The 23403-nt window shown below is 37.3% G+C and carries 20 protein-coding genes; 9 read left to right on the top strand and 11 right to left on the bottom strand.

Features of this window, described 5'->3' with window-relative positions; translation table 11 throughout:
- Window positions 1-2 precede the first annotated feature (2 nt).
- A complete protein-coding gene (glyS, locus tag HMPREF9444_RS03270) occupies window positions 3-2069 on the top strand; it encodes a glycine--tRNA ligase subunit beta (protein WP_009142926.1) in 2067 nt (688 codons plus the stop codon).
- 199 nt (window positions 2070-2268) lie between these two features.
- Here glyS and HMPREF9444_RS03275 read toward each other — a convergent pair whose 3' ends face one another.
- Window positions 2269-3129, bottom strand: a complete 861-nt coding sequence (locus HMPREF9444_RS03275) for a hypothetical protein (RefSeq protein ID WP_009142927.1) — start codon at window positions 3127-3129, stop codon at window positions 2269-2271.
- A 191-nt stretch (window positions 3130-3320) separates the two neighbouring features.
- Here HMPREF9444_RS03275 and HMPREF9444_RS03280 point away from each other — a divergent pair, with 191 nt between their 5' ends.
- Window positions 3321-4358: a hypothetical protein gene (locus tag HMPREF9444_RS03280; protein ID WP_009142928.1), complete on the top strand. Its 1038-nt coding sequence runs from the start codon at window positions 3321-3323 to the stop codon at window positions 4356-4358.
- Between the two features lie 53 nt (window positions 4359-4411).
- On the opposite strand, the gene gyrB is transcribed toward HMPREF9444_RS03280, so the two are convergent.
- Genes gyrB through HMPREF9444_RS03300 form a run of 4 tightly spaced genes read right to left on the bottom strand, consistent with a single transcriptional unit; the run spans window position 4412 to window position 10603 of the window.
- Window positions 4412-6835 (bottom strand): DNA topoisomerase (ATP-hydrolyzing) subunit B, encoded by a 2424-nt coding sequence (gyrB, locus tag HMPREF9444_RS03285; protein ID WP_009142929.1) that lies wholly within the window; start codon window positions 6833-6835, stop codon window positions 4412-4414.
- Between the two features lie 10 nt (window positions 6836-6845).
- On the bottom strand, window positions 6846-7925 hold the full coding sequence (gene recF / locus HMPREF9444_RS03290; protein ID WP_009142930.1) for a DNA replication/repair protein RecF: 1080 nt from the start codon (window positions 7923-7925) through the stop codon (window positions 6846-6848).
- A 34-nt stretch (window positions 7926-7959) separates the two neighbouring features.
- Window positions 7960-9090 (bottom strand): DNA polymerase III subunit beta, encoded by a 1131-nt coding sequence (gene dnaN / locus HMPREF9444_RS03295; RefSeq protein ID WP_009142931.1) that lies wholly within the window; start codon window positions 9088-9090, stop codon window positions 7960-7962.
- Window positions 9091-9118: 28 nt separating this feature from the next.
- Window positions 9119-10603, bottom strand: a complete 1485-nt coding sequence (locus HMPREF9444_RS03300) for a chromosomal replication initiator protein DnaA (RefSeq protein ID WP_009142932.1) — start codon at window positions 10601-10603, stop codon at window positions 9119-9121.
- A 173-nt stretch (window positions 10604-10776) separates the two neighbouring features.
- Between HMPREF9444_RS03300 and rpmH the strand changes: the two genes are divergently transcribed.
- Genes rpmH through mnmE form a run of 5 tightly spaced genes read left to right on the top strand, consistent with a single transcriptional unit; the run spans window position 10777 to window position 14525 of the window.
- Complete coding sequence (gene rpmH, locus HMPREF9444_RS03305) at window positions 10777-10920, top strand: 50S ribosomal protein L34 (protein WP_009142933.1); 144 nt, start codon at window positions 10777-10779, stop codon at window positions 10918-10920.
- Complete coding sequence (gene rnpA, locus HMPREF9444_RS03310) at window positions 10913-11278, top strand: ribonuclease P protein component (protein WP_009142934.1); 366 nt, start codon at window positions 10913-10915, stop codon at window positions 11276-11278. Before rpmH ends, rnpA begins: the two co-directional genes overlap by 8 nt.
- Window positions 11278-11487 carry a membrane protein insertion efficiency factor YidD gene (gene yidD, locus HMPREF9444_RS03315; RefSeq protein ID WP_009142935.1) on the top strand — a complete coding sequence of 70 codons (210 nt, stop codon included), beginning with the start codon at window positions 11278-11280 and terminating at the stop codon, window positions 11485-11487. The genes rnpA and yidD overlap by 1 nt, the downstream gene beginning before the upstream one ends.
- An 18-nt stretch (window positions 11488-11505) precedes the next feature.
- On the top strand, window positions 11506-13152 hold the full coding sequence (gene yidC / locus HMPREF9444_RS03320) for a membrane protein insertase YidC (protein WP_009142936.1): 1647 nt from the start codon (window positions 11506-11508) through the stop codon (window positions 13150-13152).
- Between the two features lie 2 nt (window positions 13153-13154).
- Window positions 13155-14525: a tRNA uridine-5-carboxymethylaminomethyl(34) synthesis GTPase MnmE gene (gene mnmE / locus HMPREF9444_RS03325; protein ID WP_009142937.1), complete on the top strand. Its 1371-nt coding sequence runs from the start codon at window positions 13155-13157 to the stop codon at window positions 14523-14525.
- A 9-nt stretch (window positions 14526-14534) separates the two neighbouring features.
- Here the strand turns inward: mnmE and HMPREF9444_RS03330 are convergent, their stop codons facing one another.
- From HMPREF9444_RS03330 to HMPREF9444_RS03350, 6 genes are read right to left on the bottom strand one after another with little or no spacing between them, the layout of a single operon-like run.
- The gene (locus HMPREF9444_RS03330; protein ID WP_009142938.1) at window positions 14535-15047 is read right to left on the bottom strand and encodes a PqiC family protein; all 513 of its coding nucleotides are present in this window, start codon (window positions 15045-15047) and stop codon (window positions 14535-14537) included.
- Window positions 15048-15056: 9 nt separating this feature from the next.
- Complete coding sequence (locus HMPREF9444_RS03335; protein WP_009142939.1) at window positions 15057-16682, bottom strand: PqiB family protein; 1626 nt, start codon at window positions 16680-16682, stop codon at window positions 15057-15059.
- On the bottom strand, window positions 16657-17895 hold the full coding sequence (locus HMPREF9444_RS03340; protein ID WP_083801111.1) for a PqiA/YebS family transporter subunit: 1239 nt from the start codon (window positions 17893-17895) through the stop codon (window positions 16657-16659). Before HMPREF9444_RS03340 ends, HMPREF9444_RS03335 begins: the two co-directional genes overlap by 26 nt.
- Complete coding sequence (gene nrdG, locus HMPREF9444_RS03345) at window positions 17892-18413, bottom strand: anaerobic ribonucleoside-triphosphate reductase activating protein (protein WP_009142941.1); 522 nt, start codon at window positions 18411-18413, stop codon at window positions 17892-17894. The genes HMPREF9444_RS03340 and nrdG overlap by 4 nt, the downstream gene beginning before the upstream one ends.
- 14 nt (window positions 18414-18427) lie before the next feature.
- The gene (gene nrdD / locus HMPREF9444_RS11315; protein ID WP_148514346.1) at window positions 18428-18586 is read right to left on the bottom strand and encodes an anaerobic ribonucleoside-triphosphate reductase; all 159 of its coding nucleotides are present in this window, start codon (window positions 18584-18586) and stop codon (window positions 18428-18430) included.
- Between the two features lie 25 nt (window positions 18587-18611).
- Window positions 18612-20879: an anaerobic ribonucleoside triphosphate reductase gene (locus HMPREF9444_RS03350; RefSeq protein ID WP_009142944.1), complete on the bottom strand. Its 2268-nt coding sequence runs from the start codon at window positions 20877-20879 to the stop codon at window positions 18612-18614.
- A gap of 466 nt (window positions 20880-21345) precedes the next feature.
- Here HMPREF9444_RS03350 and earP point away from each other — a divergent pair, with 466 nt between their 5' ends.
- Window positions 21346-22431, top strand: coding sequence for an elongation factor P maturation arginine rhamnosyltransferase EarP (gene earP, locus HMPREF9444_RS03355; protein ID WP_187363644.1), 1086 nt, complete (start codon window positions 21346-21348; stop codon window positions 22429-22431).
- 112 nt (window positions 22432-22543) lie between these two features.
- Window positions 22544-23107 (top strand): elongation factor P, encoded by a 564-nt coding sequence (gene efp, locus HMPREF9444_RS03360; protein ID WP_009142946.1) that lies wholly within the window; start codon window positions 22544-22546, stop codon window positions 23105-23107.
- Window positions 23108-23403: the final 296 nt, after the last annotated feature.

Consider the following 23403-nt stretch of genomic DNA (forward strand, 5'->3'; position numbering starts at 1 on the left):
TCATGACCACTGAAAATCTTTTATTAGAGCTTGGCACTGAAGAATTACCGCCTAAAGCATTACGTAAACTTGCTCAAGCTTTACATGACGATTTTGTAAAACACCTAAATCAAGCCGGTCTTAAATTCTCATCAGCACAATGGTACGCAACTCCGCGCCGTTTAGCTTTAATCATAAAAGATCTTGAGACCAAACAAGCCGACCGTGAAATTGAAATTAAAGGACCTGCAGTCAAAGCCGCTTTTGATGCAAACGGAAATCCTACTAAAGCTGCTATAGGTTGGGCTACTGCCAACGGTATTACCGTTGATCAAGCTGATCGTCTTAAGACCGACAAGGGAGAGTGGCTTTATATTAAATCCGTAAAACACGGATCTGATACCGCGACTTTAATTCCGCAGATGTTTAAAGAAGCATTAAGTGCACTGCCTATTCCTAAATTAATGCACTGGGGTGATAAAAAAGAAGAATTTGTCCGTCCGGTACATACCTTGTGCATGCTTTTTGGCAACAAACTTATCGAAGGTAATATTTTAGGGGTCAGCTCATCAAAGACAATTAAAGGTCACCGTTTTATGGGACAGCAGACCTTAACCGTCGATAGCGCCGATTCTTATTTATCTCAATTAAAAGATGAAGGTGCAGTTATCGCCAACTACGATGAGCGTAAAGCTTCAATTAGATCTCAAGTTGAAAAGTTGGCTTCTTCCATAAACGGGGTAGCTGATTTAGATGATGCATTGCTTGAAGAAGTAACCTCTCTGGTAGAAAACCCTCACGTTTTCCTGGCATCTTTTGAAGATCGCTTCTTAAAAGTACCGTCTGAAGCTCTCGTTTACACCATGAAAGGAGATCAGAAGTATTTCCCGATTTATGATGGTCAGGGAAAACTTTTGCCTAAATTTGCTTTTGTCAGCAACATTAATCCTTCTGACACAACTGCATTAATTTCAGGAAATGAGCGTGTAGTAAGACCGCGCTTATCAGATGCTGAATTTTTCTTCAACACTGATCGTAAACAATCTTTAGAATCATTCTTCCCACGCCTTGAGACCATCGTCTATCAAAAAGACATCGGTACTATTGCGTATCGTTCAGAGATAGTAGGAAAACTGGCAGCTTATATAGCTTCTCTCATTAATGCCGATCCGCAGCTTTGTGAAAGAGCTGCCCACTTGGCTAAATGCGATTTAGCTACCACACTGGTAACCGAATTCACCGACACCCAAGGTATTATGGGTATGCATTACGCAGAGCTTGACGGTGAAGATCAAAATGTCGCTGAAGCTATTTTTGAACAATATTTACCGCGTTTTGCCGGAGATAAAATTCCTACAAAGCCGGTTCAAATAGCTGTAAGCCTGGCAGAAAAGCTCACTACTTTAATCGGTATTTTCGGTATCAACTTACTTCCTAAGGGAGATAAAGATCCGTACGGTTTAAGAAGAGCTGCAATTGGTCTTATCCGTATTGTTATCGAAAACAAACTTGATTTTGATTTAGTTGATGTCATCAATCAAGGTTGTGAATTATTAAAAGATAAATTCAAAGCCGATAACACCGGAAAGAATGTAGCAGACTATATCTTCGGTCGTTTGAAAGCGTATTATCAAGATCAAAATATCGGCGGAGAAATTTTTGCAGCGGTGCTTTCAACACATCCTACAAATCTTCTTGATTTTGATAAACGCATTAAAGCAGTAGTAAAGTTTAAAGAACTTCCTGAAGCTACTGACCTTGCTTCTGCTTACAAGCGTGTCGCAAATATTCTTTCTAAGAACGAAAAACACGATGGCGAGATAATGACCAATCTTCTTAAAGAGGATGCCGAGATTAAACTCGTTGATCACTTAAATCATTTATTGCCGGTTATTGATGAACTTTATAATCACGGTGATTATGAAAGAGCACTGACTACGCTTGCAGAGCTCAAAGAAGATGTTGACGGTTTCTTCGAACATGTTATGGTAAATGTTGAAGATCCTCAGGTAAAAGCTAATCGAATTGCGATTTTGCAAAAGCTTAATGCTGTCTTCTCCAAGACTGCTGATATTTCAGTTCTTTATTAAGTTTATTTGATTAATTAAGCCAGCCGCGTGCTGGCTTTTTTGTTCCACGTGGAACAATTCAAAATTTATAAATTACATTTAAAACTCTTTCAATAAAGTCATTTATTCGTATTGATACATAAATTAACAACAGTAAAAATCACTGATGAGAAAGTTATTTAAATAAAAACAATTGTAAAATGTTCCACGTGGAACATAATCATCTAATTATGCTCTGCAGAATTTGAATACGATTAATGTCAGCATAAGCTCCATCCATACCGATAACAATTTCTAAAAATGTTTTTGCTGCATGACATTGATCGCGATAAGAATAGGCTGAGGGATTACTCAGCACTAAAACAAAATTTTGTATCTCTTCTTTAGATGCAGTAGCAGCCCAATTTTCTAATGCCGAGGACATTGCTTGATCGGCCAAATATAAATCATTTGAAGTAATAATTTTCGGCATAGGATATTTATCAAGTTCCGCAAATACTGCTTTTCTGACTAAGGCTAATTTATGACGTACTTCTGCATCTGATAATGAATTGTAGTAATCAATTAAAACTTCTCTGATCTTAAGAGGATCAATAAAATCATTTCCAAATTGAAAAGCAGCGCAGGTCCTGTCATCCATAAAATTTGTAATTTCGTAAGTCTGCATAAAATATTCTTTTCTTTCATTTGCAGATAATCTAAGCATTCCTTTAGTAGATAGATTTTCGACATATGACATAGCTACTAGAGCTGAATTTTTTACTATTAGATTTATGTCATTAGGATTATTTGTAATAGGTCTTCCTAAAAGGGACTTTAATTCAAGCCAAAATTCATCAACCAATGCATCATTACTAAATAACAATTTTAGGTGTTCTTTTAAGAGTTGTCGCTTTACTTCACTTTTAAAATGAAAACTATTTAATGCTCCATCATATACTTCATCTGAATTGATGCTGCTCTTAAATTCTTTATATACCTGATCTTCAAATGTTCCTGCCGCATAAGAATTATATGTTGTAAAAACTATAAATAATAAAGCGACTAACAGATGCTTTACGTCTGCACTGCAAATACTCATAATGGATTCCTAAATAATCTTCCCCAAACAGATTATCAAGAAAGTATTAACAAAGATGAGGCTAACATAACACATTACATATCAACATCAGGATAAAGTATAAATTAAATGTAATGTTCCACGTGGAACAATTTTGTATTGTTAAAATTAAAAATTAAAATATAAATATAGAAAACGAAATAAGGAGAAGAATGATGCATAAAAAAGTTTTAGCACAATTAAATAAGTGTTATTCAATAGCTCCCCTACACTACATGAATGAAGACTATTTTCTAGTAGCATCTGAAAAAAACGACCCGTGCTTATTGTTTGATCTTGACGGTAATATTATTGCTAACATTTGGGATGGTCCGGGCGGCACAATGTCCATGGCACAAATTCCTGATAGCAATGGAATCTTTTTAGCTACACAAAAATTTTATTCTCCTGACGACTCAATATACAGTGAAATAGACATAGTCTACCCGACTGAACTGTTTAAATGGCAAACCAAAAAACTTTGCCATTTACCATTTGTTCATCGTTTTGGTATCTTAAAAACACCGCATGAAAATTATTTAGTTGCATGCACAATCAAATCATCACACACTTTCATGGGTGATTTTTCAACCGGTGGAAAAATTTACGCAGCACCTCTTCCTAAAGAAATACAAAACTTAAAAGAACCTTTCCGCTTTGACGTAATTAAAGACGAACTTTATAGAAACCACGGTTTTTACATAATGCATGAAGCAGACGGTGACTTTGTAATAACTTGCAGCGATGAAGGTGTTTTCAAAGTTGAACCTCCCAAAGAAAATGGTGGTCCGTGGAACATAAAACAATTAATAGCAGAGCCGACAAGCGATGCTGCATTATGCGATTTAAATAATGACGGAAAATACGAACTGATTACCTTATCTCCGTTCCACGGCAATAAACTGAAAGTATATGAACTGGATAATAACGGTGTCTACAGACTTAAATATGAACATCTCCAAAACATGCCGTTTTTACACGCTATATGGGCAGATAAAATTGATAATCGTCCATGCGTTGTTATAGGGTACAGAGAAGGAGAACAAGAGTTATTTAAGTTAATGTTTAACGAAGACAAAAACTATACCTGTGAAATTATAGATAAACATTGCGGCCCGGCAAATGCATACATATACCATCACAAAGGTAAAGATATTATAGTAAGCGCTAATAGAGAAATAGACGAAGTGACAATATATACGACAGATTAAGTCAAAAAGAATTGATAGCTCAGTGTCAATCTGAGCTATCTTTAGGACAGGATTTAAATATCTAAAGTAGCCTTATCGGCATTTTCGGAAATAAAAACACGACGGGATTCAACTTCTTCGCCCATAAGCTCGGTTAATAGACGATCAGCCTCAATCGCATCTTCAATGCTTACTTTAAGCAATGTACGGGTATCGGGATTCATAGTTGTGTCGGACAATTGCTCGGCACTCATCTCTCCTAATCCCTTATAACGCTGAATCTTAACTCCTGAAAAACCTTCCTTCATTAAAACTTCATAGGCTTCATGGAAATTCTTCACAGGAATTTGTTTAGATCCGGATACAACATAACCGTCAGCTTCGATTAAATCTAATACTTTAGCATTTAAAGACTTAAGCAAAGAATAATCAGAAGATTCAAAGAAATTGCGATTTAAATTATATCTATAGTCAATACCGTGAATATGATGAACAATTGAAGGGTAATAAGCAGACTCAACAGCATCATATTTAACTTCAGAACGGTAAAACACGCCTTCTGTAGGCTGTGACGGCAATTGCTTAACAAAACCGTCTGCCCAAGCTTTTACCTTGCCCTCATCATTAAACATGTCGGCGGTGAATAATGGATAATACATTAAATTAATAAGAATATCCTTATGGATCTTAAGCGACATTTTAGGTAATGAAGTCATTACCTTATTGTAATCATTAAACAATGATTCAAGAGGTAGACCGGTTATAGGCGCAGCAGCTTTGTTGACATAAATTGCCGCGTTGTCCAAAGCTAAAGTTGTACGATACTGTAAAGCTTCTTTATCACTTTGCACATAAACAACCTGTTTACCCTTCTGATAACGATAAAGAGGAGGTTGTGCGATATACACGTATCCGCGCTCGATGATCTCAGGCATCTGACGGTAGAAAAAGGTTAAAAGCAAAATACGGATATGCGCACCGTCAACATCAGCATCAGTCATAATAATGACATTGTGATAACGGAATTTATCTGGATCGTATTCATCCTTGCCTACACCGCATCCCAGAGCAGTAATCAAAGTACCGACCTGCTGAGACTGAATCATACGATCAAAACGAGCTTTCTCTACATTAAGGATCTTACCGCGCAAAGGCAAGATAGCTTGGAATTTAGAATCTCGTCCGCCTTTTGCCGATCCGCCGGCAGAATCACCCTCAACGATAAAAAGCTCGCATAAAGCAGGATCTTTTTCACGGCAGGCTGCTAATTTATCAGGCAAAGAATTAATGTCGAGTTTCCCGTTTTTACGTGATAAATCACGTGCTTTGCGCATAGCCTCACGCACACGAGCACTCTCTATAATCTTCATGCAGATATTATCAGCTTCGGCAGGATTCTCTTCCAAAAAGTCTTTTAATTTTTCAGAAACACATCCGCTTACTGCGTTGCCGGCTTCAGAAGAAACAAGTTTATCCTTAGTTTGTGACGAAAACTTAGGATCGGGCATTTTAACCGAAATAACAGCGGTCAAACCTTCGCGGGCATCGTCACCAGAGGTTGATACCTTATGTTTCTTAGAGTAACCGTGAGACTCGAGGAAGCTATTGAAAATTCTGGTTACGGCACTCTTAAATCCAGATAAATGAGTACCGCCGTCTTTTTGCGGAACATTATTGGTAAAGCAGAAAACGCTCTCATTATAAGCATCAGTCCATTGCATTGATATCTCTACCATAATGTGATCTTCACACATCTTGGTGCAATGGAAAATCTTATTGTTTAAAGGATTTTTACCGCGATTTAAATAACGAACAAATTCTTCGATACCACCATTATGATGGAAAGTATGCGATTTACCCGCTTCGCGCTCATCAGTCAAAATAATCTTGATGCCGGAGTTTAAAAAAGACAATTCTCTTAAACGTTTGGCCAACACATTATAATCAAACGTGGTATTAGAAAAAATCGAAGGAGAAGGCCAAAAACGGACCTCGGTACCTGTAGCATCAGAATCACCGATTTGCTTTAACGGAGCCTCCGGGTTACCGCCGTTTAAGTAAGTCTGCTGCCAAACATGTCCCTGACGCCAAATAGTAAGCACCAACTTATCGGACAGAGCATTCACTACAGAAACACCGACACCGTGCAAACCGCCTGAAACCTTATAGGAATTAGAATCAAATTTACCGCCTGCATGCAAAACAGTCATAACTACTTCTGCTGCCGAACGATGCTCTTCAGGGTGCTCGTCTACAGGAATTCCGCGACCGTTATCCTTGACTTTTACAGATCCGTCGGCACAAATAGTTACTTCAATATCTGTACAAAAACCGGCTAACGCTTCATCAATCGAGTTATCAACTACTTCAAAAACCATATGATGCAAGCCTGATCCGTCATCGGTATCACCGATATACATACCAGGGCGCTTACGAACCGCTTCAAGGCCATGCAAAACTTTAATACCTGAAGCTCCGTAATTGTTTTCTGCAGACATTTTTACCTCTTTAAGAGTTTTCTAAAAATCCGTTATTAAGTCCGACGTAGCATATATCTACATCGTTATTAAGCATCATCTCACGTGAAATATTAGTGATAAAAACCTGACATGAACACTGCTTGAGATTCTCAAGCAGAATCTTTTGAGAATTGCTATCTAATTCGGAATTAAGATCATCAATAAGATAGATACAACTTCTGCCGGTTTCATGTTTCAATAAGAGACCTTGTGCAAGTCTCATTGCGCAAACCAATAACTTTAATTGACCTCGCGACAGGGTTGCACCTGCTGAAACTGAGTCGGATTTAATCTTCAAATCAGCCCTATGACAACCGTAAAAAGTATATCCTAAAACCCTGTCTTTTTCAAGGTTTTGCGCCAGCAAATCCCTGAGTTTAAAGTCTTTATTCCATCCTGAATGCAATTCAAATTTTAAAGAAAACTTAGGTAAAAACTGTTCACATTGAGCGCTTAAAAAAACATTTAACTTTTCAAGATAAGAACAGCGAAACTCATCAATTTTTTCAGATAAAGAAGAGAGAAGATCGTCCCACACACTTATCTCAAAATCTGAAGCTTTGCTTTTTAGCAAGATATTACGCTGTTTTATTACTCTTTTATAATTAAACCACAAATCTTTAAACTTAGGTTCTGAATAATAGACTCCCCAATCTATAAAATTGCGTCTTAACTCAGGACCTTGCGTTACGAGCTCAATTCCCTGAGGATGGATTATCTGAACACAAATCTTATCCACCAAATCAATAAGTCTTTGAACTTTAGACCCGTTGATTTTAATCTGAAGATCCTCGCCTCTGCCTTTTGCTATACCTATATTATCAGTAAGAGCTGCATGATTTTCATTAACAGATGCAAAGACAGAAAAAGACTTTCTACCGTTTTTTATCAAATATTGATAATTATATCCGCGAAAAGACCGTCCTAAAGCAAGGTATGAGACAGCTTCAAGAACCGAAGACTTTCCGCTCCCGTTAGGCCCATATATAACGTTAAAACCCGGAGCGGGCTTAAAATCCAACATCTCCAGGTTGCGAAAATCGCTTATGACAAGTCTTGATAAAAACATATTTAATTAGCACCGTAAAAGGCGCTAAGTTAAATCAAACTACGACACGAGAAATAATATAACGGGTACGCACACCATACTCATAATCATTCGAACAAGGCTCAATGAGCGTACTTACTATCGGATTTGCAAAACAAAAACGCACATTCTCAGTGGAAATAGCATTTAAAACTTCCATGACATAACCTGCGTTTAAAGACATATCAATAGGATGTAAGTTGTAGCTTATATTTAAAGACTCAGTTGCAACTTCGTGCTCTGAATTTTCTGTTTTTAAATTCAGTCTGTCATCAGCAAATACTAAATTAACAGCATTAACGCGTTTAGATGACAAAACGTTAACACGTGAAATAGCATTTTTAAGCTCAGCTCTGGGAACTTCAACCGAAACATCTATGCTCTTAGGAATAACCGCACGAACATTAGGATATCCGCAAATCAAAAGCTTTGACGTTAAAGTATATCCGTTACAAGAAGTCGATATTGAATTCTTGGTAAAAGCAAGTTCAACAGGCTCATCACTGTCCTTTAAAATCTTGGTAAGTTCTGCTGCACAACGACGAGTAAGATTTGAGCCTAAAGGCTGAGCAAGCGGCACATCCAACGTAGTCTCAATAACTGCCATACGATGACCGTCTGAGGTAAACACCGACACATTTTCTCCGTCAACCTCAAATCGCATGCCTTTTAAATACTCACGAAAATCCTCGTTTGAAATGCAGAAAATAGACTTATCAATGATTGCTTTTAACTGGTTTTGCTTTAAAACAATTCTCTGCTCAACATCTTCATGTTCAAAAGTAGGAAATTCAAGCACGTTACGAGTACGAATTTGGAACTGCGCAGTACCGGAACTAACTAACAAAACTTCGTTACTCTCATCATAATCAAAAGTTACTAAAGCAGATTGATCAAGATTTTTACAAGAATCTCTTAACTTTGCCGCGTTTACAGTTGTGGCACCTTCAGATTCGACATCAGCAACCCCCGGAATGACCACAGACATTTCAATGCTGTAAACAGTACATTTAAAAGTAAGCTCATTATTTTTAATACTGATTAAAACATTCTGAGTAATGTCGTCTTTTCCGCCAGGAGCCCCGGCGACGCCGGAAACCTGCGACAGATGTTTTATAAAAGAAACTAAAGGCAATGTAAACTTCATAAATATAATCCTGACTTCTTAAGTTTGTTTATTCTTTCTTTAATGACAATAATAAATGGCGATAACGTGAAGCATACTCAGGATCTTCTTCTATACGTGTCCTGGTACGTTTAATAGCTTCATGAACAGAAGAATGATCTTTATTAAAATTTCTGCCGATATCAGATAGAGACAAAGCCGGAATTAAGTCACGCCCTAAGCACATGGCAGTAGCTCTGGCAATTGACACCATTTTCTTTTTCTCAGCCGACTCCATTGATGGAACAGGAACACCGAATTCTTTTGAAACTCTTTCCTTAATCATATCAATGGTACAGATCTGATTAGAGGCATTTACAAGGTTGCCTAAAATCTTAACCGCATCTTCGGTCGTAATAGTTCCGAAAGCCTGTTTATGCGTATTAAGAGTTTTTATCGCACCTTCAATTTCTCGAACATTCGAGCGAATATGAAGAGCAATATATTGAATAATATCATCAGGCAAATCAGCATTGAGTTCTTTACACTTTTTAAGCGTAATTGCGGCTCTGGTTTCAGGACTTGGGGGAACAACCTCGCAACAAACACCTGAGCCGAAACGGGAAGTAAGACGCGGATTGAAATTTTTCAGATTTCCCGGCGGAACATCGGATGCCAAAATCAGCTGGCGATTGGGCTGATCAATAAAATCCGCGATGATATCAAAGAAAGTATCACGGGTTTTATCAGCCTTTATGAAGTTTTGAATATCATCCACGATAAACACATCGTAAGATGTGTATAAATCCTGAAAATGCATTCTTTCATCATCATACGGATTCTTTTTAATACGTGCCATTGATTCAACGTAATGACGAATAAATTCTTCGGCACGGGTATATATAAGAGAAACCTCCGGATGAGTTTCTCGGATACGATTGGCTATAGCAAAAAGCAAATGTGTTTTACCAAGCCCTGAAGCTCCGTAAATATAAAAAGGATTGTAATTCGAGGTTCCGGGATTTGCAGCAACGGCTACGGCCGTTGCATACAAAAGTTTATTTTCAGGATCGGTAACATAATTTTCAAAAGTTTTATTCGGATTGATGTTACCGCTGCGCGTGTTTTTATTATGAAAATTCTTTGTTCCGTAAGTGCTTTGCGCCTGAACCTGGGGAACTGCAGTTTCACGATTTAACTTAAAATCATAAGCAGAATTTTGACTTGAAACACCATCGTTATGAACGGCTGACGTCTGAGAAACATTTTGTGAAACCGGCTGTGAAAACGAAGGAGAAACCGATGCGCCGACTTCCACGGACAAACCTAAATCTTCCCTTCCGAGTAAAGACTTTGCGGCATCATAAAAAGTCGTACTGAATTTTAAAAATAAGCTATAAACCACCGGTGAATTGCATAAAAAACGGATTTTATTGTCTTGGACATCCATTTGCACCTGAGTGGCAAACAGCTGCACGATGGCTTTGTCTTTTTCATTATCCATAGACCTGACGACTGCAGCGACAGAGTCCAGCCAAACTTGCATATAATTCATGAATTTATAACCGTAAAAGAATGTGAAATACAGTTATGAGATCATATCATAGTTTGGGTGTTGACCTAAACTCTAATATAAGAGTAAAATGTCGTGTTCAAAAGCGATCTGAAGTATTGATCGCATTAACCTTAGTAAAAAGACGTTAAAACCGTCTCTTGGAGTATTTTTAAATGAAACGTACTTTCCAGCCTAACGTTTTAAAACGCAAGCGCACCCACGGTTTCCGCGTACGTATGCGTACTGCTGACGGCCGCAAAGTCCTGGCTCGTCGTCGTGCCAAGGGTCGTAAGCGTTTGACAACCGTTAATGACTAATAATACCTTTCCTCGAGAATTAAGATTATTAAATTCTCGGGATTTTGATCAGGTATTTAAAAACCCTGTCCGCGCCAGTGCTCAGGGAATGCTTGTTCTTGCTAAAAACAACAATCTCGACAAGCCCAGGCTCGGACTGGTAATATCAAAGAAAGTCTTAAAACGTGCCGTTTGGCGTAATCGCATAAAACGCATTGTTAGAGAGACTTTCAGGAATTCACAAGACAACCTTCCCAAAGCTGATCTGGTTTTTATTGCCAGACCAAAGATAGGGGATATCAGCAACAGCGAACTGAGTTCAACACTTCAAAGATTATGGAACCACGTCTCTCGCCGCTTGGACAATCCGCAATCTTAATGATAAGAACCTATCAAAAGCTCATCAGTCCGTTACTCGGACAACATTGCCGCTTTTATCCAAGCTGTTCTCAATATACCCTTGAAGCAATTAAAGAATGGGGTCTTATTCGCGGCTCCTATTTAGGAGCCAAACGGATTTGCCGTTGCCATCCGCTAAATCCGGGAGGCATCGATCCGGTTCCTAAGAAAAATATAAACCCAAAATAACCGCTAAAGGGTTAAAAAATGGAACAACAAAGAAACATACTGCTAATTTTGTTTTTAATTTTTTCTCTTTTCCTGTTCTGGACATGGGAAAGTGATAAATATCATGCAGCTGTCTCTGCCGAACAAGCAGCGCAGGCTGAAATATTCAATAACAGCATTGCCGCAAGCGAAGGTGCCGGCAAATTAATAAAAATTAAAAGCGATGCTCTTGAATTAACCGTTGATCTTAAAGGCGGTGATATCGTTGATGCCAAGCTTTGCAAAGTTAAGCAAGAATTAGGCAAGGACGATCCGTTCCATTTACTCATGAGCGAGCCGAATTTCGTATATCTGGCTCAAAGCGGTTTAACAGGAAAAGACGGTCCTGATTCAAAGGTCCGCCCTACCTTTACCACCGATGCTAATGAATATGTTTTAGCTGACGGGGAAGATACACTCTCCGTAAACCTTACCTTCGAGCAGGACGGAGTAACTTACGTTAAAACATACACCTTAAACCGTGATTCTTATGTTGTTGACGTATCTTATAAGGTTGTAAACAACAGCGGCAAAGATCTTTCCATGGCTTTCTACGGCCAGTTAAAACAGACAGTTGATGTTTCGCAGCAGCAAAACAGCGGAGCTTTCGGTATGGTTGCCGGAGCATATCGCGGTTCAGCATATTCAACAGATTCAACCCGCTACGAAAAAGAAACATTTGATGATTTAGTCGACCTGTCAAAAGAAAAACAAAACCTTAATGTTCAGACCAAAGGCGGATGGGTTGCCATGATTCAACACTATTTCGTTGCTTCATGGATAGGTGATACCGATGAAAACGTGGAAAACGTTATTTACTCAAACTCAAGCAATGCAGATCGAGATGCTATCATCGGTATTCGTACTGAGCCTACCGTTATACAAAACGGATCTGAGCATGACTTCAAATCAAAAATGTGGATCGGTCCTAAGAACCAGGACAATATGGAATTAGTTGCTCCGAACCTTGATTTAACCGTAGATTACGGCTGGTTATGGTTCATCTCAATTCCTCTATTCAAGATCCTTGAATTCATCCACAGCTATATCGGCAACTGGGGTTTCTCAATTATCGTTCTGACTTTAGTAGTCCGTTCAGTATTATTCCCTTTAACCAAAGCGCAATACACTTCAATGGCCAAAATGCGTCTTCTTACACCAAAGATGCAGGAACTGCGCGAACGTTATAAAGACGATCGCCAGAAACTCGGTCAGGAAACAATGCGTTTATACAAGACGGAAAAAGTTAATCCTTTAGGCGGATGCTTCCCGTTACTTATTCAGATGCCTATCTTCATCGCTCTATACTGGACATTGATGGAGTCAACTGAATTACGTCACGCTCCGTTTATCGGATGGATTGCCGACTTGTCAGTACACGATCCTTACTTTGTAACTCCGCTCCTTTACGGTGTAACTATGTACTTCATTCAGAAGATGTCACCTACACCGATAACTGATCCGATGCAGCGTAAAGTAATGATGGCTATGCCTTTCGTGTTTACTTTCATGTTCTGTACTTTCCCGGCCGGTTTAACTTTATACTGGTTGGTATCAAACTGCTTTACAATTTTCCAGCAGATTATTATTTACAAATCTCTTGAAAAGAAAGGTCTTCAAATAAAGGCTGAAAAAGTCAAAAAGTAATTATGTCTTGTGAAGATACAATTGCTGCAATTGCCACTGCGCCAGGGCGCGGTGGCATTGCCATTATTAGGGTCTCAGGTTCTAAAGCTTTGGACGTTGCAAAAAACGTCTGTCATATTATTCCTGAAGCAAGAAAAGCTTATTTTCGCAAATTTTACGACGGACAAAGCATCGTTGACGAAGGTGTTTTACTTTACTTTCCTGGGCCTAATTCCTATACCGGTGAAGACACCGTAGAATTACAAGGACACGGTGGTAACGTCGCACCGCAGCGAGTATTAAGCTCAGTGCTGAAAATTGCAGGAGTAAGACAAGCAGAGCCTGGTGAATTCACCCGTCGTGCTTTTTTAAACGGAAAAATGGATCTTACTGCAGCAGAAGCGGTTGAAGATCTGATTTCCGCCGGATCAGAAAGTGCGGCAAAAGCAGCATTATCTTCTCTTGAAGGTGAGTTTGCAGCAAAACTCAATACTCTTACCGATAAGCTTACCACCTTCAGAATGCGCCTTGAAGGATGTCTTGATTTTCCTGAAGAGCATGAGGATTTCTTTGATTCAGGAAAAGCAGCCGATGATTTGCATGATTTGATTGCAATAGCCGATGAATCGTTAACAACTGCAAAACAAGGAGTCAAATTAAACGAAGGTGCCAGAATAGTGCTTGCAGGATCGCCTAACGCCGGTAAATCCAGTCTCCTAAACGCTTTAGCAGGAGAAGAAAGAGCTATCGTCACCAATATTCCCGGAACTACCCGCGACATATTGTCGATTAATATCGAAATAGGCGGAATCCCCGTAACAATAACCGATACTGCCGGTATTCGCGATACTCCAAGCGATGAAATCGAGGCTATCGGAATAAAAAGAGCAATAGAGATGCTAAAAAAAGCAGATCTGGTTCTTTTAATGGTTGATGCTTCATCTCCGGCACCTGAAGCAGAACATACTTTAAAGCGCCTTAAAGAAATTTTCGGGGATAATACTAATTTACTTTTAATAAAATCAAAAAGTGATTTACCTGAAAATAAGGAAACCGCTAAGCTTCTTAACAACCCTGACTTTTCTCAATATAAACAAATCAGCAGCTCGACCAAAAACCCTACAGGACTTGATAATTTAAGAGCTGAACTTAAAAAAGCTTTAGGTGAAATTCCGGCAGAAGGTGTTTTTTCAGCCCGCCGTCGCCATGTAAATGCTATAAAAGAAACAATAGATGCATTACATAGATCTATTGAAATGTTAGATCTCGGTGATTTAGTACTCTGTGCAAGAGAAATAGCCATTGCACAAGATCACCTCGGCACCATTACAGGAAAAGTAACCTCTGACGATATTTTAGGCAAAATTTTCAGTACTTTTTGTATTGGAAAATAATATGCACTCTTAAGGCAAAGAATCTATTGCCTTAAGAGTTATATCCTGCCAAGCTTCTTTTAATTTTAAAACCAGCTCTGCATATCCGTCTTTAGTCAAATCTTTTACCGCCGTAAAATCCTTATTTAAAATTATTTTGTCATTTTTATTTTTTACGACAAAAAGTGCCGCAGCTTGTGCTTCACCTAAATAAGATCCTTGAAAACGATATACTAAAACATCAAAAGAATAATCAGTTGATACTTTGTTTTTATATAAAGCATCCTTTAATAAAACGGTAAGCTGATCTCCTAAATCAAAACTCCAGCGATTAGATAAAGCTTCGTTAACTGTAACTTCGGATGTCTGTAATATGATCCCACCGCTATCGCTTACACCGCTTATATTTAAATTAACTTTATACAAATTCTCCGAAACGGCAGAAATACTTAAATCCTCAACTAAAGAATAACGCTGTTCATTTGAAGATGTACAGCCAAAAGTTAGAATTGCACAAATTAAAGTTATATAAAATTTAATCATAAAAAACTCTTATTGCTTTTTAAGCGGAATAGGATCTTTATTATCAGATCCGAAAATTAAAGAATTAGGTTTATTTCCAATCTTTGTCGCAGTTAAAGATAACTCTGAAACAATCCTATCCAAATCTTTTAAAGTAGCATTTAATTTCTTATAAGTATCAGAATCAGGACCGTAAGATTTAACCGTTTCATTAAAATTTGTAAAAGCAACGGTTAACCTTTGAATAAGTTCAGATTTATTAACATCAAGATTGCTTTTTTCAAAGGCTTTCATAGCATCCGTTACAGAAGCCAAAGCTGTTTTTACATTATTCGATATTCCTTCAACATCAAATTGTTCTAAACGATTTATGAAAGAAGAGATCTCATTTTGTAAGGATCCTGCTTTAAGATAAGGAATAACATTTACATTTCTATAAACTTTATTATCGGCAAAAACAGCTTTTTCACTATCTGATAAATATCTAAGCTCTATTTGATTATTTCCGCTTATAAAGCTTGATGCTACTGCAGATGCGCATAATTTACCCTGTTTAAGCTTATTATCTAAAGACTCCCTTATCTTATTAAGATTCGAGCTGTCATAAGCATTAATTGCTATCAATATAGGTATTTGCTTGTAATCGGTAAAAATAGTGTCAATATTTTCAAGCCATGGAGCGGTAATTACTTCACCGACTTTTATACCTTGAAAAACAACATCAGCTCCCTGCTTGATTTTATGTAATCCGTTTTCCACCATTACTGCATATAAAATACCGGATGAAGCAGAATCAATACGAGCCTCATTCTGATTTTTAAACAGGTTATGTTCACTCAAAGGAGCTAACATTTCTCCTTTCTTTGAAGAGAAGGAGTCAAATGCAATTCCGCCACGTAAAATATTGTTAATAGATTCGGTATTAAAATTAACTCCTTCAGTCCCGATAGAAACATCAATACCGCTTGAAATCCAAAACCTAGTATTACTGTCTACAAGCTTTGTATAAGGATCTGCAATAAAAATCACGTAGCGGATGCGTTTATTGTCAAGATCTAGCGAGCTTGATAAAACATTGCCTACATTAAACCCCCGATATGTTACAAAATCTCCGGGATTTAAACGTTTATTGCCGTCAGAATATAAGATAAGCTCAATACCTTTGGTGTTGTTTATATCCGTAGGCGGATCTAAAAGCATGGAAAAAGTTGCGGACATTTTATCTGATTTTCCGCGTCTCATTTCTATGTAAGAACCGGAAATAAGAGTATCAAGACCTGAAATGCTTGTTGTTTCCACACGCGGCTTTACCACCCAAAACAAAGAATCTTCATTTAGCAGATCTTCTGTATCCTTTGCCATCTGTACAGTTAACACGGCACTGTCATAATCATCATCAAGCTTGATTTCAGTTACTCTTCCTACAGTTACAGAATGAAGCTTTACTAAGGTTTTTCCTTCTTCTACAGACTCTGCACTAGGCATTTTAATCGTAATTTGCGGACCTTTATTTAAAGAATTATTCCATAAAAGGATCACAAAAACGATAAAAGCGATGATAGGGATAACCCACACTAGGGAAAAACGATGTGCCTTACTTTCTTTAGCTTTACTTAAATCAACTTCATCGCTATCTTGCTTTTTTTCTTCTTTCATCAATTGAATCCCATATCAATCTTTCATCAAATTCTTCAGCTGCAAATATTGTGATAATAACTACAAGACAAAATGTGATAATGGCAAATCCGGGATCGATTGTCATCAAGCCGCTGAATCTGACCACTGATGTCATTATAATCACAACAAAAACGTCAATCATTGACCACTTGCCGATAAAAGAAACAATTCTGTAACATTTTGATAGTAATTGAGGCTTTTGCGAACGACGATATTTAACGATAAACATTAAAACAAGCAATGCAATAATTTTCAAAACCGGAATACAGATACTGGCTAAAAAAATTACACACGCAACAAAATAGGAATCCATTTGCCACAAAGTAACAACACCTTCTAAGATGTTAGATCCTGTTTCATTTCCAAGATATGATGTGAACATGATCGGATATAAATTTGAAGGCAAATATAAAATTATTGCAGATAACAGTAATGCCGCAGCTTTTTGATAACAATCGTAATTTCTTACTCGTCCTATATGACCGCAACGCGGACATCTTTTATAGAAACGCGCATTATAAACAAAAGAACAATGCCTACATAACAATAAATCTTGTTTTTTGCCTGAAATTCCGGGAACAATATCAATATTTGCAGATTTTACTTTATTCCAAATATCTTGAGGTTTTACTTTGGTATAAAGCCAAATCATCATGACGGAAAAAATACCGGATAAAATAAAACCGCTATGGAATTCGACCTCAACTAAAGCGGTTAACTTGATAAGACTTACTAAAACTCCCAAAATAAACACATCAATCATACAAAAACGATGACTGAAGGCATATATCTCACCGATTATCGGCGTAACTTTTAAATTAAAAAGACCGGTACCGATAATCGTAAATAACATGAACAAAGGAAACAAAAAAGTAAACAGAACACAAACGTAGAGCAGCAAAATCCAATTAGTATGCAGAACGGTAAAAATGGAAATCAGCCGCATTTCCTGATTAATTCCGAGGATAGATAAGGAAAGAAAAGGCTCAAAAATAGACAATATAAAAAAGATAAGTGCCGCAATCGAAATTACAGCACAATGATGCAATGAATAAATTCGGCCGCTTCTTAAAGTAGCTCCGCAGCGCGGGCAAGAACACTTTATTCCTTTCTTATAAGGAGGCAGTGTAACGGCCCAATCACAGGAAGGGCAAAGTTTAACCTGTGATTTATCTGCAATATTATTAATTATTTAAAACCTTCAGCCAAAACTACTTTACCTAAAGATAATGATTTTTGCACATCAATAATGCGCTGATTGCTTGAACCTCTAAAATCTAAATCAAGAGATTTTAAAGATTGAACAAAAGGACCGTCAACCACTACATCCAAAAGATCTAAAAGCTCATGGCGCATAAAATCATCACTTAACTTATCAAAAGTATATCCCGAATAAGACCACAGAGAATAACCTTCTTCTTTAAGGATCTTTGATAAAGTAATTAAAGGACGGGTTTGAATAAACGGCTCACCGCCAGAATATGTAACGCCGGTAATTAAGGGATTTGCTTTAATTTCATCATACAAAACCCTTAATTTTACTTCCATACCGCCGTTTAAAGGCTGAGCCTGAGGATTATGACAGCCATGGCAATGGAAAGGACATCCTTGGGTAAAAATCGTATAACGAATACCGGGGCCGTCAACGATGGACTCGGGAACTACTCCGGCAATACGAATATAAGTATCATCAAGAACCCGAAGATCCATAACTTTTACCTCAATTAGACATGCATATGCTTAACGCGATCTTTTTCTTCAGCGCGCTTTGCATTATTAAAACGATCTAAAGTTCCGACCAAATAACCGGTTACTCTTCTGATACGCTCGAATTTAACGCCTTCACCAACAACACCGTTACGGGCATTTAATCTTGTTACCATTTTTTTCTCCTTTAAAAACAAACCATTATCCGCGACAAATACAATCAACGCCAAGTTTGCTTAGTCTTTCTATTGTAACACCTTCACCGTCATGACGACCGCATTTAGGGCATACGTCGTTAATAACACCGACATAACCGCAAACCGGGCAGCGATCTACAGGATGATTTACCGATCCGTAGCTGATGCCGCATTCTTTCATATATAAAATAACTTTTTCAAAAGCATCGACATTGCGAGTCAAATCTCCGTCCATTTCCACATAAGAAATAGCACCGGCATTGCACAGCTCATGGAACGGAGCCTCAAGTCTTATCTTATCTGCTGCGCTTATATTGTAATAAACAGGAATATGGAAGCTGTTGGTGTAATACTCCCTGTCGGTTATACCTTTAATAGATCCGTAAATTTGACGGTCAATCTTAACGAATCTTCCGGATAATCCTTCGGCTGGGGTTGAGAACAGCGAGAAATTAAGTCCGGTCTTAACCATTTGCTCATCGGTCAAGGCACGCATGTGCTTAATAATCTCATAACCTAACTTATAAGATTCTTCACTTTCACCATGATGTTTACCGGTTAAAGCGACAAGGGTTTCTGCAAGACCGATAAAGCCAACTGAAAGAGAGCCGTGCTTAATAACATCCTCAATCTTGTCATCCATGTTAAGGCGCTCTGAATCAATCCACACGCCTTGTCCCATGAGGAAAGGATAGTTATAAACGTGCTTATTGGCAATAATCTCAAAACGATCTAAAAGCTGATTAAAAATAAGGTGAACGACAGAATCCAATGATTCATAGAACTTGCTTATAGAACCATGAGCTTCGATACCTAAACGCGGCAAGTTAACTGTGGTAAAAGATAAATTACCGCGACCAGGAATAATTTCTCTGGTTTTATCATAGTAATTTCCGAAAACTCTGGTACGGCATCCCATAACAGCCAGCTCGGTTTCAGGATGTCCGGGCTTATAGTACTGCAAATTAAAAGGAGCATCCAAAAATGAAAAGTTCGGGAACAGACGTTTTGCTGAAACTTTGCAGGCAAGACGGAACAAATCATAATTAGGATCGCCTTCTTTAGTATTGATACCGTCTTTTACCTTGAAAATTTGAACCGGGAAAATAGGAGTTTCACCTCCGCCCAAACCGGCATCAGTGGCAAGCAGCACGTTTTTCATAATCATACGCTGCTCAGGAGTAGTTCCTGTTCCGTAATTAATTGATGAAAAAGGAACTTGTGCTCCGGCACGGCTTTGCATGGAATTTAAGTTATGAATAACGGCTTCCATAGCCTGATAAGTTTCACGCTCAGTAAGCTTATAAGCTTCAGTCATGATATAAGAACCGTCTTTTTGCAAAGCTTCATCGTCTTTGTAGAACGGTTTGATTATATCCATAACCTTTGCTTTGATTTTTACTGCCGCCTCATCACTTAAAACAGTCTCAAACTCCTTGTAAACTTCACGACAAAAATCTTTAAGCAAAGACAAATCAATAGAGTCATCGCGCAAAGTTATCTGAATTACCTTGCACAAATGCTTAATATAAGAAGTAACTACATAAGGGGCCAAATCATACTCAAACATAGGAATAGATTGACCGCCGTGCATATCGTTCTGATTAGACTGAATGGCGATACAGCACAAAGCAGATGCTGACTGAATAGACTGCGGCTCACGTAAAAAACCGTGTCCGGTCGAAAAACCGCGTTTAAATAAACTCTTTAGACTGATTTGGCAGCAATTAATAGTTAAAAGATAAAAATCCAAATCGTGAATATGGATAGAGCCGTTGCTGTGAGCCAATGCATGCTCTGGTTTTAAGACATAACGCTTAACGAAATCTTTTGATCCCTCAGAACCAAAGCGCAGCATGAGGCCCATCGGTGCATTGGCATCAATATTGGCGTTCTCACGCTTTAAATCCATATCATCAGTGGATTTAGAGGTTAAATCACGATAAATTTGGGTAAGTTCGGCATTGTAGGTACGCACATTAGTACGCTGCTGACGATACAAAATAAAATTTTTAGCCTCATCAGCAAGATCGTGCTTAATTAAAATCCTTTCAATTAAGTCCTGAGTATGTTCAACAGTAGGAACCTTGGTAACTTCACTTTCAATAGCATTTATAACTTCTTCGGTTAACTGAACGACAAGTTCCTCATCTTGAGGTGTTACATCATCGTCAGGATGAACTGAAACCAAGGCCTTTTTAATGGCATTTGCAATTTTCTGTTGGTTAAAAGAAACCTTACGTCCGTCTCTTTTAACAATAAATCTAATCATGGACTTTGCCTTTTTTGTATGTTCAAAGATAATCGCGGCAATTTTACTAATGCAGCGCAGATATATCAATACAGCCTTAAATCAAAAACAATATTTTGATTTATATATAAAAAAAAATATATTTTATATATAAACGCATTATTAAAAATCCCGCTCAACACGGTATGGATTAGGCTTTAAAGAGTTTTCTTTGGCATTAAATAAAGTTAAAAAATTTTATCAGAAGATAAATTTTATACTTTATAAAACAGAAAGCACAAAGCAATAAAAACTCAGATTTAATTAAATTAAAATGTTTATATTAGAATAATTTAAATATTAAACACCTATAATATTAACCATATCAATATAATAATTATATATACAAAAAATAAACTCATCTCTACAAAAAAAAGATAATGAGTTTTAGCGGTTAAAATTGTTTATGCTCCTATTTAACGATTTTTTTTTAAACAAATTTAAGCTCATGATTACAAAAATAGAAAATAGTTTTGATATTTTTTGTACAGTTCTTGATAACTACGGGGATGCGGGAGTGTGTCTTCGTTTGGCAAGAGATTTAAGTCTTAAGAATTTCAACGTTTTTCTATATTGTGACGACCTTAAAACTCTTAATACTATAAAAGATAAAAATGATGAGGAAAACCCGAATCTTCACATAAAAAAATGGGATAGCGCACTTGATGACTATAATCCAAGCAAATATGTTATCCAGGCTTTTTCCTGCCGTCTTTGTCAAAACGCTATAGAAAAAATCAAAAAAAATAAAGTAAAAGTAGTCAATTTAGAATACTTAAGTGCTGAAAAATGGATTGAGGATTGTCATAAACGTCCGTCTTTTGGTGACGGCTTTACAAGCTATTTCTTTTTCCCGGGATTTACAAAAAAAACCGGAGGAATTATTACCGAAGAAAAATTTATAAAAAAATTAATTGAAAATAAAAAATATAATCACAAAAACAATGAAATAAGAAAAGTAACATTATTTTCTTATGAAAATTCTCATATAAAAGACATATTATCTTTACTTGCAAAGTCCGCCAAAAAAAGTGAGATCACCGTTTTTGAAGGTAAAGCGCTAAACAATCTTAATCAGCAATTAAAAATTAATATACTTCCGGGACAACATTTTGACTTAAATGAAAAAATATCTATAAAAGCAGTAAAAATGGTTTCACAAGATGAATATGACGATTATCTGCTGTCATCTGAGTTAAATCTGGTTCGTGGAGAAGATTCGATTGTCCGTGCAATGTTAAGCGGAAAACCTTTTTTATGGCAAATATACGTTCAGGAAGACAATGCACACATTTTAAAGTTGATGTCTTTCTTTGACCGACTTGAAGAAGTAGTTAAACCGTCTGAAACATTTTTAACTCTTAAAGATTTAATGCTTGCATATAACGATGCTCACGAAGTTCCTTTAATTGATTCATACGATGAGTTTGAGCAAAACATCAATGAAATATTTAAACTTTGGTCTATACACTTACAAAATCTAGGCTCGCTTAGCGATAATCTTTGCGATTTTTTACTAAGTCTTAACTCATAAGCTGCGATTTTTACAGGCTTTACTATGCTAAAATAGCAAAGTTTAGGGCATGAATAGCCCGGTTAACCTAAAGAATATTTCTTAAATCAAGGTAAATTTTAAAGGTAAACTCATGAAATTAGCTCAAGAAATCCGTGCCGGCAACGTTATCATGCTTAACGGCAACCCGATGGTAGTTCAAAAAACCGAGTACAACAAATCAGGCCGTAATGCAGCTGTTGTCAAAATGAAGTTAAAGAGCTTATTGTCTGATGCCGGTACTGAAACCGTATTCCGCGCTGATGATCGTCTTGAAGATGTCATCTTAGAGCACAAAGATTGCACCTATTCTTACTTCAATGATCCTCTTTATGTCTTTATGGACGAAGAGTTCAACCAGTATGACGTAGAGAAAGACAACTTAGGTGATGTTCTTAACTACTTAGTCGACGGTATGGAAGATGTTTGCCAGGTAACCTTCTACAACGGCAAAGCAATCAGTGTTGAACTTCCTATCAGCATTGTTCGTGAAGTTGAGTATACCGAGCCTGCAGTTCGCGGCGACACTTCAGGCAAAGTAACCAAACCTGCACGTCTTGCCGGTACCGGTTTTGAAATTCAGGTTCCTGATTTCGTAAACATCGGCGATAAGATTGAAATCGACACTCGCACCAACGAGTTCAAAAAGCGCGTTTAATTAAGCGATTTTTCCCAAAAAGCAGGATTTATTCCTGCTTTTTTTATATCTGCAAAAAACAGATCTGTTGGAAAACCTGTTGAAAAGTATCAAAAATACTTTAATAAAAACTTTTGGTAAAATCACTATAAAAACTATACTGTTGAAAAACAGCCCATTTTTAACACAAAAATATAAGTGCTAAAACAATTTTTCCAAAGACTTAATCTTAAATAAGATCTTAAAATAAAAGAAATTTTTTAAGATCCCACAAATTTTCGTTTACTAATAACAAAAATAATAAAGAAATATATAAA

The sequence above is a fragment of the Succinatimonas hippei YIT 12066 genome (assembly GCF_000188195.1).
Taxonomy (GTDB): domain Bacteria; phylum Pseudomonadota; class Gammaproteobacteria; order Enterobacterales; family Succinivibrionaceae; genus Succinatimonas; species Succinatimonas hippei.

Bases quoted from the DNA above. Each gene is read 5' to 3' on its own strand.
- glyS (WP_009142926.1), top strand. From the start codon at position 3: ATGACCACTGAAAATCTTTTATTAGAGCTTGGCACTGAAGAATTACCG.
- efp (WP_009142946.1), top strand. From the start codon at position 22,544: ATGAAATTAGCTCAAGAAATCCGTGCCGGCAACGTTATCATGCTTAAC.
- dnaN (WP_009142931.1), bottom strand. From the start codon at position 9,090: ATGAAGTTTACATTGCCTTTAGTTTCTTTTATAAAACATCTGTCGCAG.
- gyrB (WP_009142929.1), bottom strand. From the start codon at position 6,835: ATGTCTGCAGAAAACAATTACGGAGCTTCAGGTATTAAAGTTTTGCAT.
- mnmE (WP_009142937.1), top strand. From the start codon at position 13,155: ATGTCTTGTGAAGATACAATTGCTGCAATTGCCACTGCGCCAGGGCGC.
- nrdG (WP_009142941.1), bottom strand. From the start codon at position 18,413: ATGGATCTTCGGGTTCTTGATGATACTTATATTCGTATTGCCGGAGTA.
- rnpA (WP_009142934.1), top strand. From the start codon at position 10,913: ATGACTAATAATACCTTTCCTCGAGAATTAAGATTATTAAATTCTCGG.
- HMPREF9444_RS03350 (WP_009142944.1), bottom strand. From the start codon at position 20,879: ATGATTAGATTTATTGTTAAAAGAGACGGACGTAAGGTTTCTTTTAAC.
- recF (WP_009142930.1), bottom strand. From the start codon at position 7,925: ATGTTTTTATCAAGACTTGTCATAAGCGATTTTCGCAACCTGGAGATG.
- yidD (WP_009142935.1), top strand. From the start codon at position 11,278: ATGATAAGAACCTATCAAAAGCTCATCAGTCCGTTACTCGGACAACAT.
- nrdD (WP_148514346.1), bottom strand. From the start codon at position 18,586: ATGGTAACAAGATTAAATGCCCGTAACGGTGTTGTTGGTGAAGGCGTT.
- HMPREF9444_RS03330 (WP_009142938.1), bottom strand. From the start codon at position 15,047: ATGATTAAATTTTATATAACTTTAATTTGTGCAATTCTAACTTTTGGC.
- HMPREF9444_RS03275 (WP_009142927.1), bottom strand. From the start codon at position 3,129: ATGAGTATTTGCAGTGCAGACGTAAAGCATCTGTTAGTCGCTTTATTA.
- HMPREF9444_RS03300 (WP_009142932.1), bottom strand. From the start codon at position 10,603: ATGAATTATATGCAAGTTTGGCTGGACTCTGTCGCTGCAGTCGTCAGG.
- yidC (WP_009142936.1), top strand. From the start codon at position 11,506: ATGGAACAACAAAGAAACATACTGCTAATTTTGTTTTTAATTTTTTCT.
- earP (WP_187363644.1), top strand. From the start codon at position 21,346: ATGATTACAAAAATAGAAAATAGTTTTGATATTTTTTGTACAGTTCTT.
- rpmH (WP_009142933.1), top strand. From the start codon at position 10,777: ATGAAACGTACTTTCCAGCCTAACGTTTTAAAACGCAAGCGCACCCAC.
- HMPREF9444_RS03335 (WP_009142939.1), bottom strand. From the start codon at position 16,682: ATGAAAGAAGAAAAAAAGCAAGATAGCGATGAAGTTGATTTAAGTAAA.
- HMPREF9444_RS03280 (WP_009142928.1), top strand. From the start codon at position 3,321: ATGATGCATAAAAAAGTTTTAGCACAATTAAATAAGTGTTATTCAATA.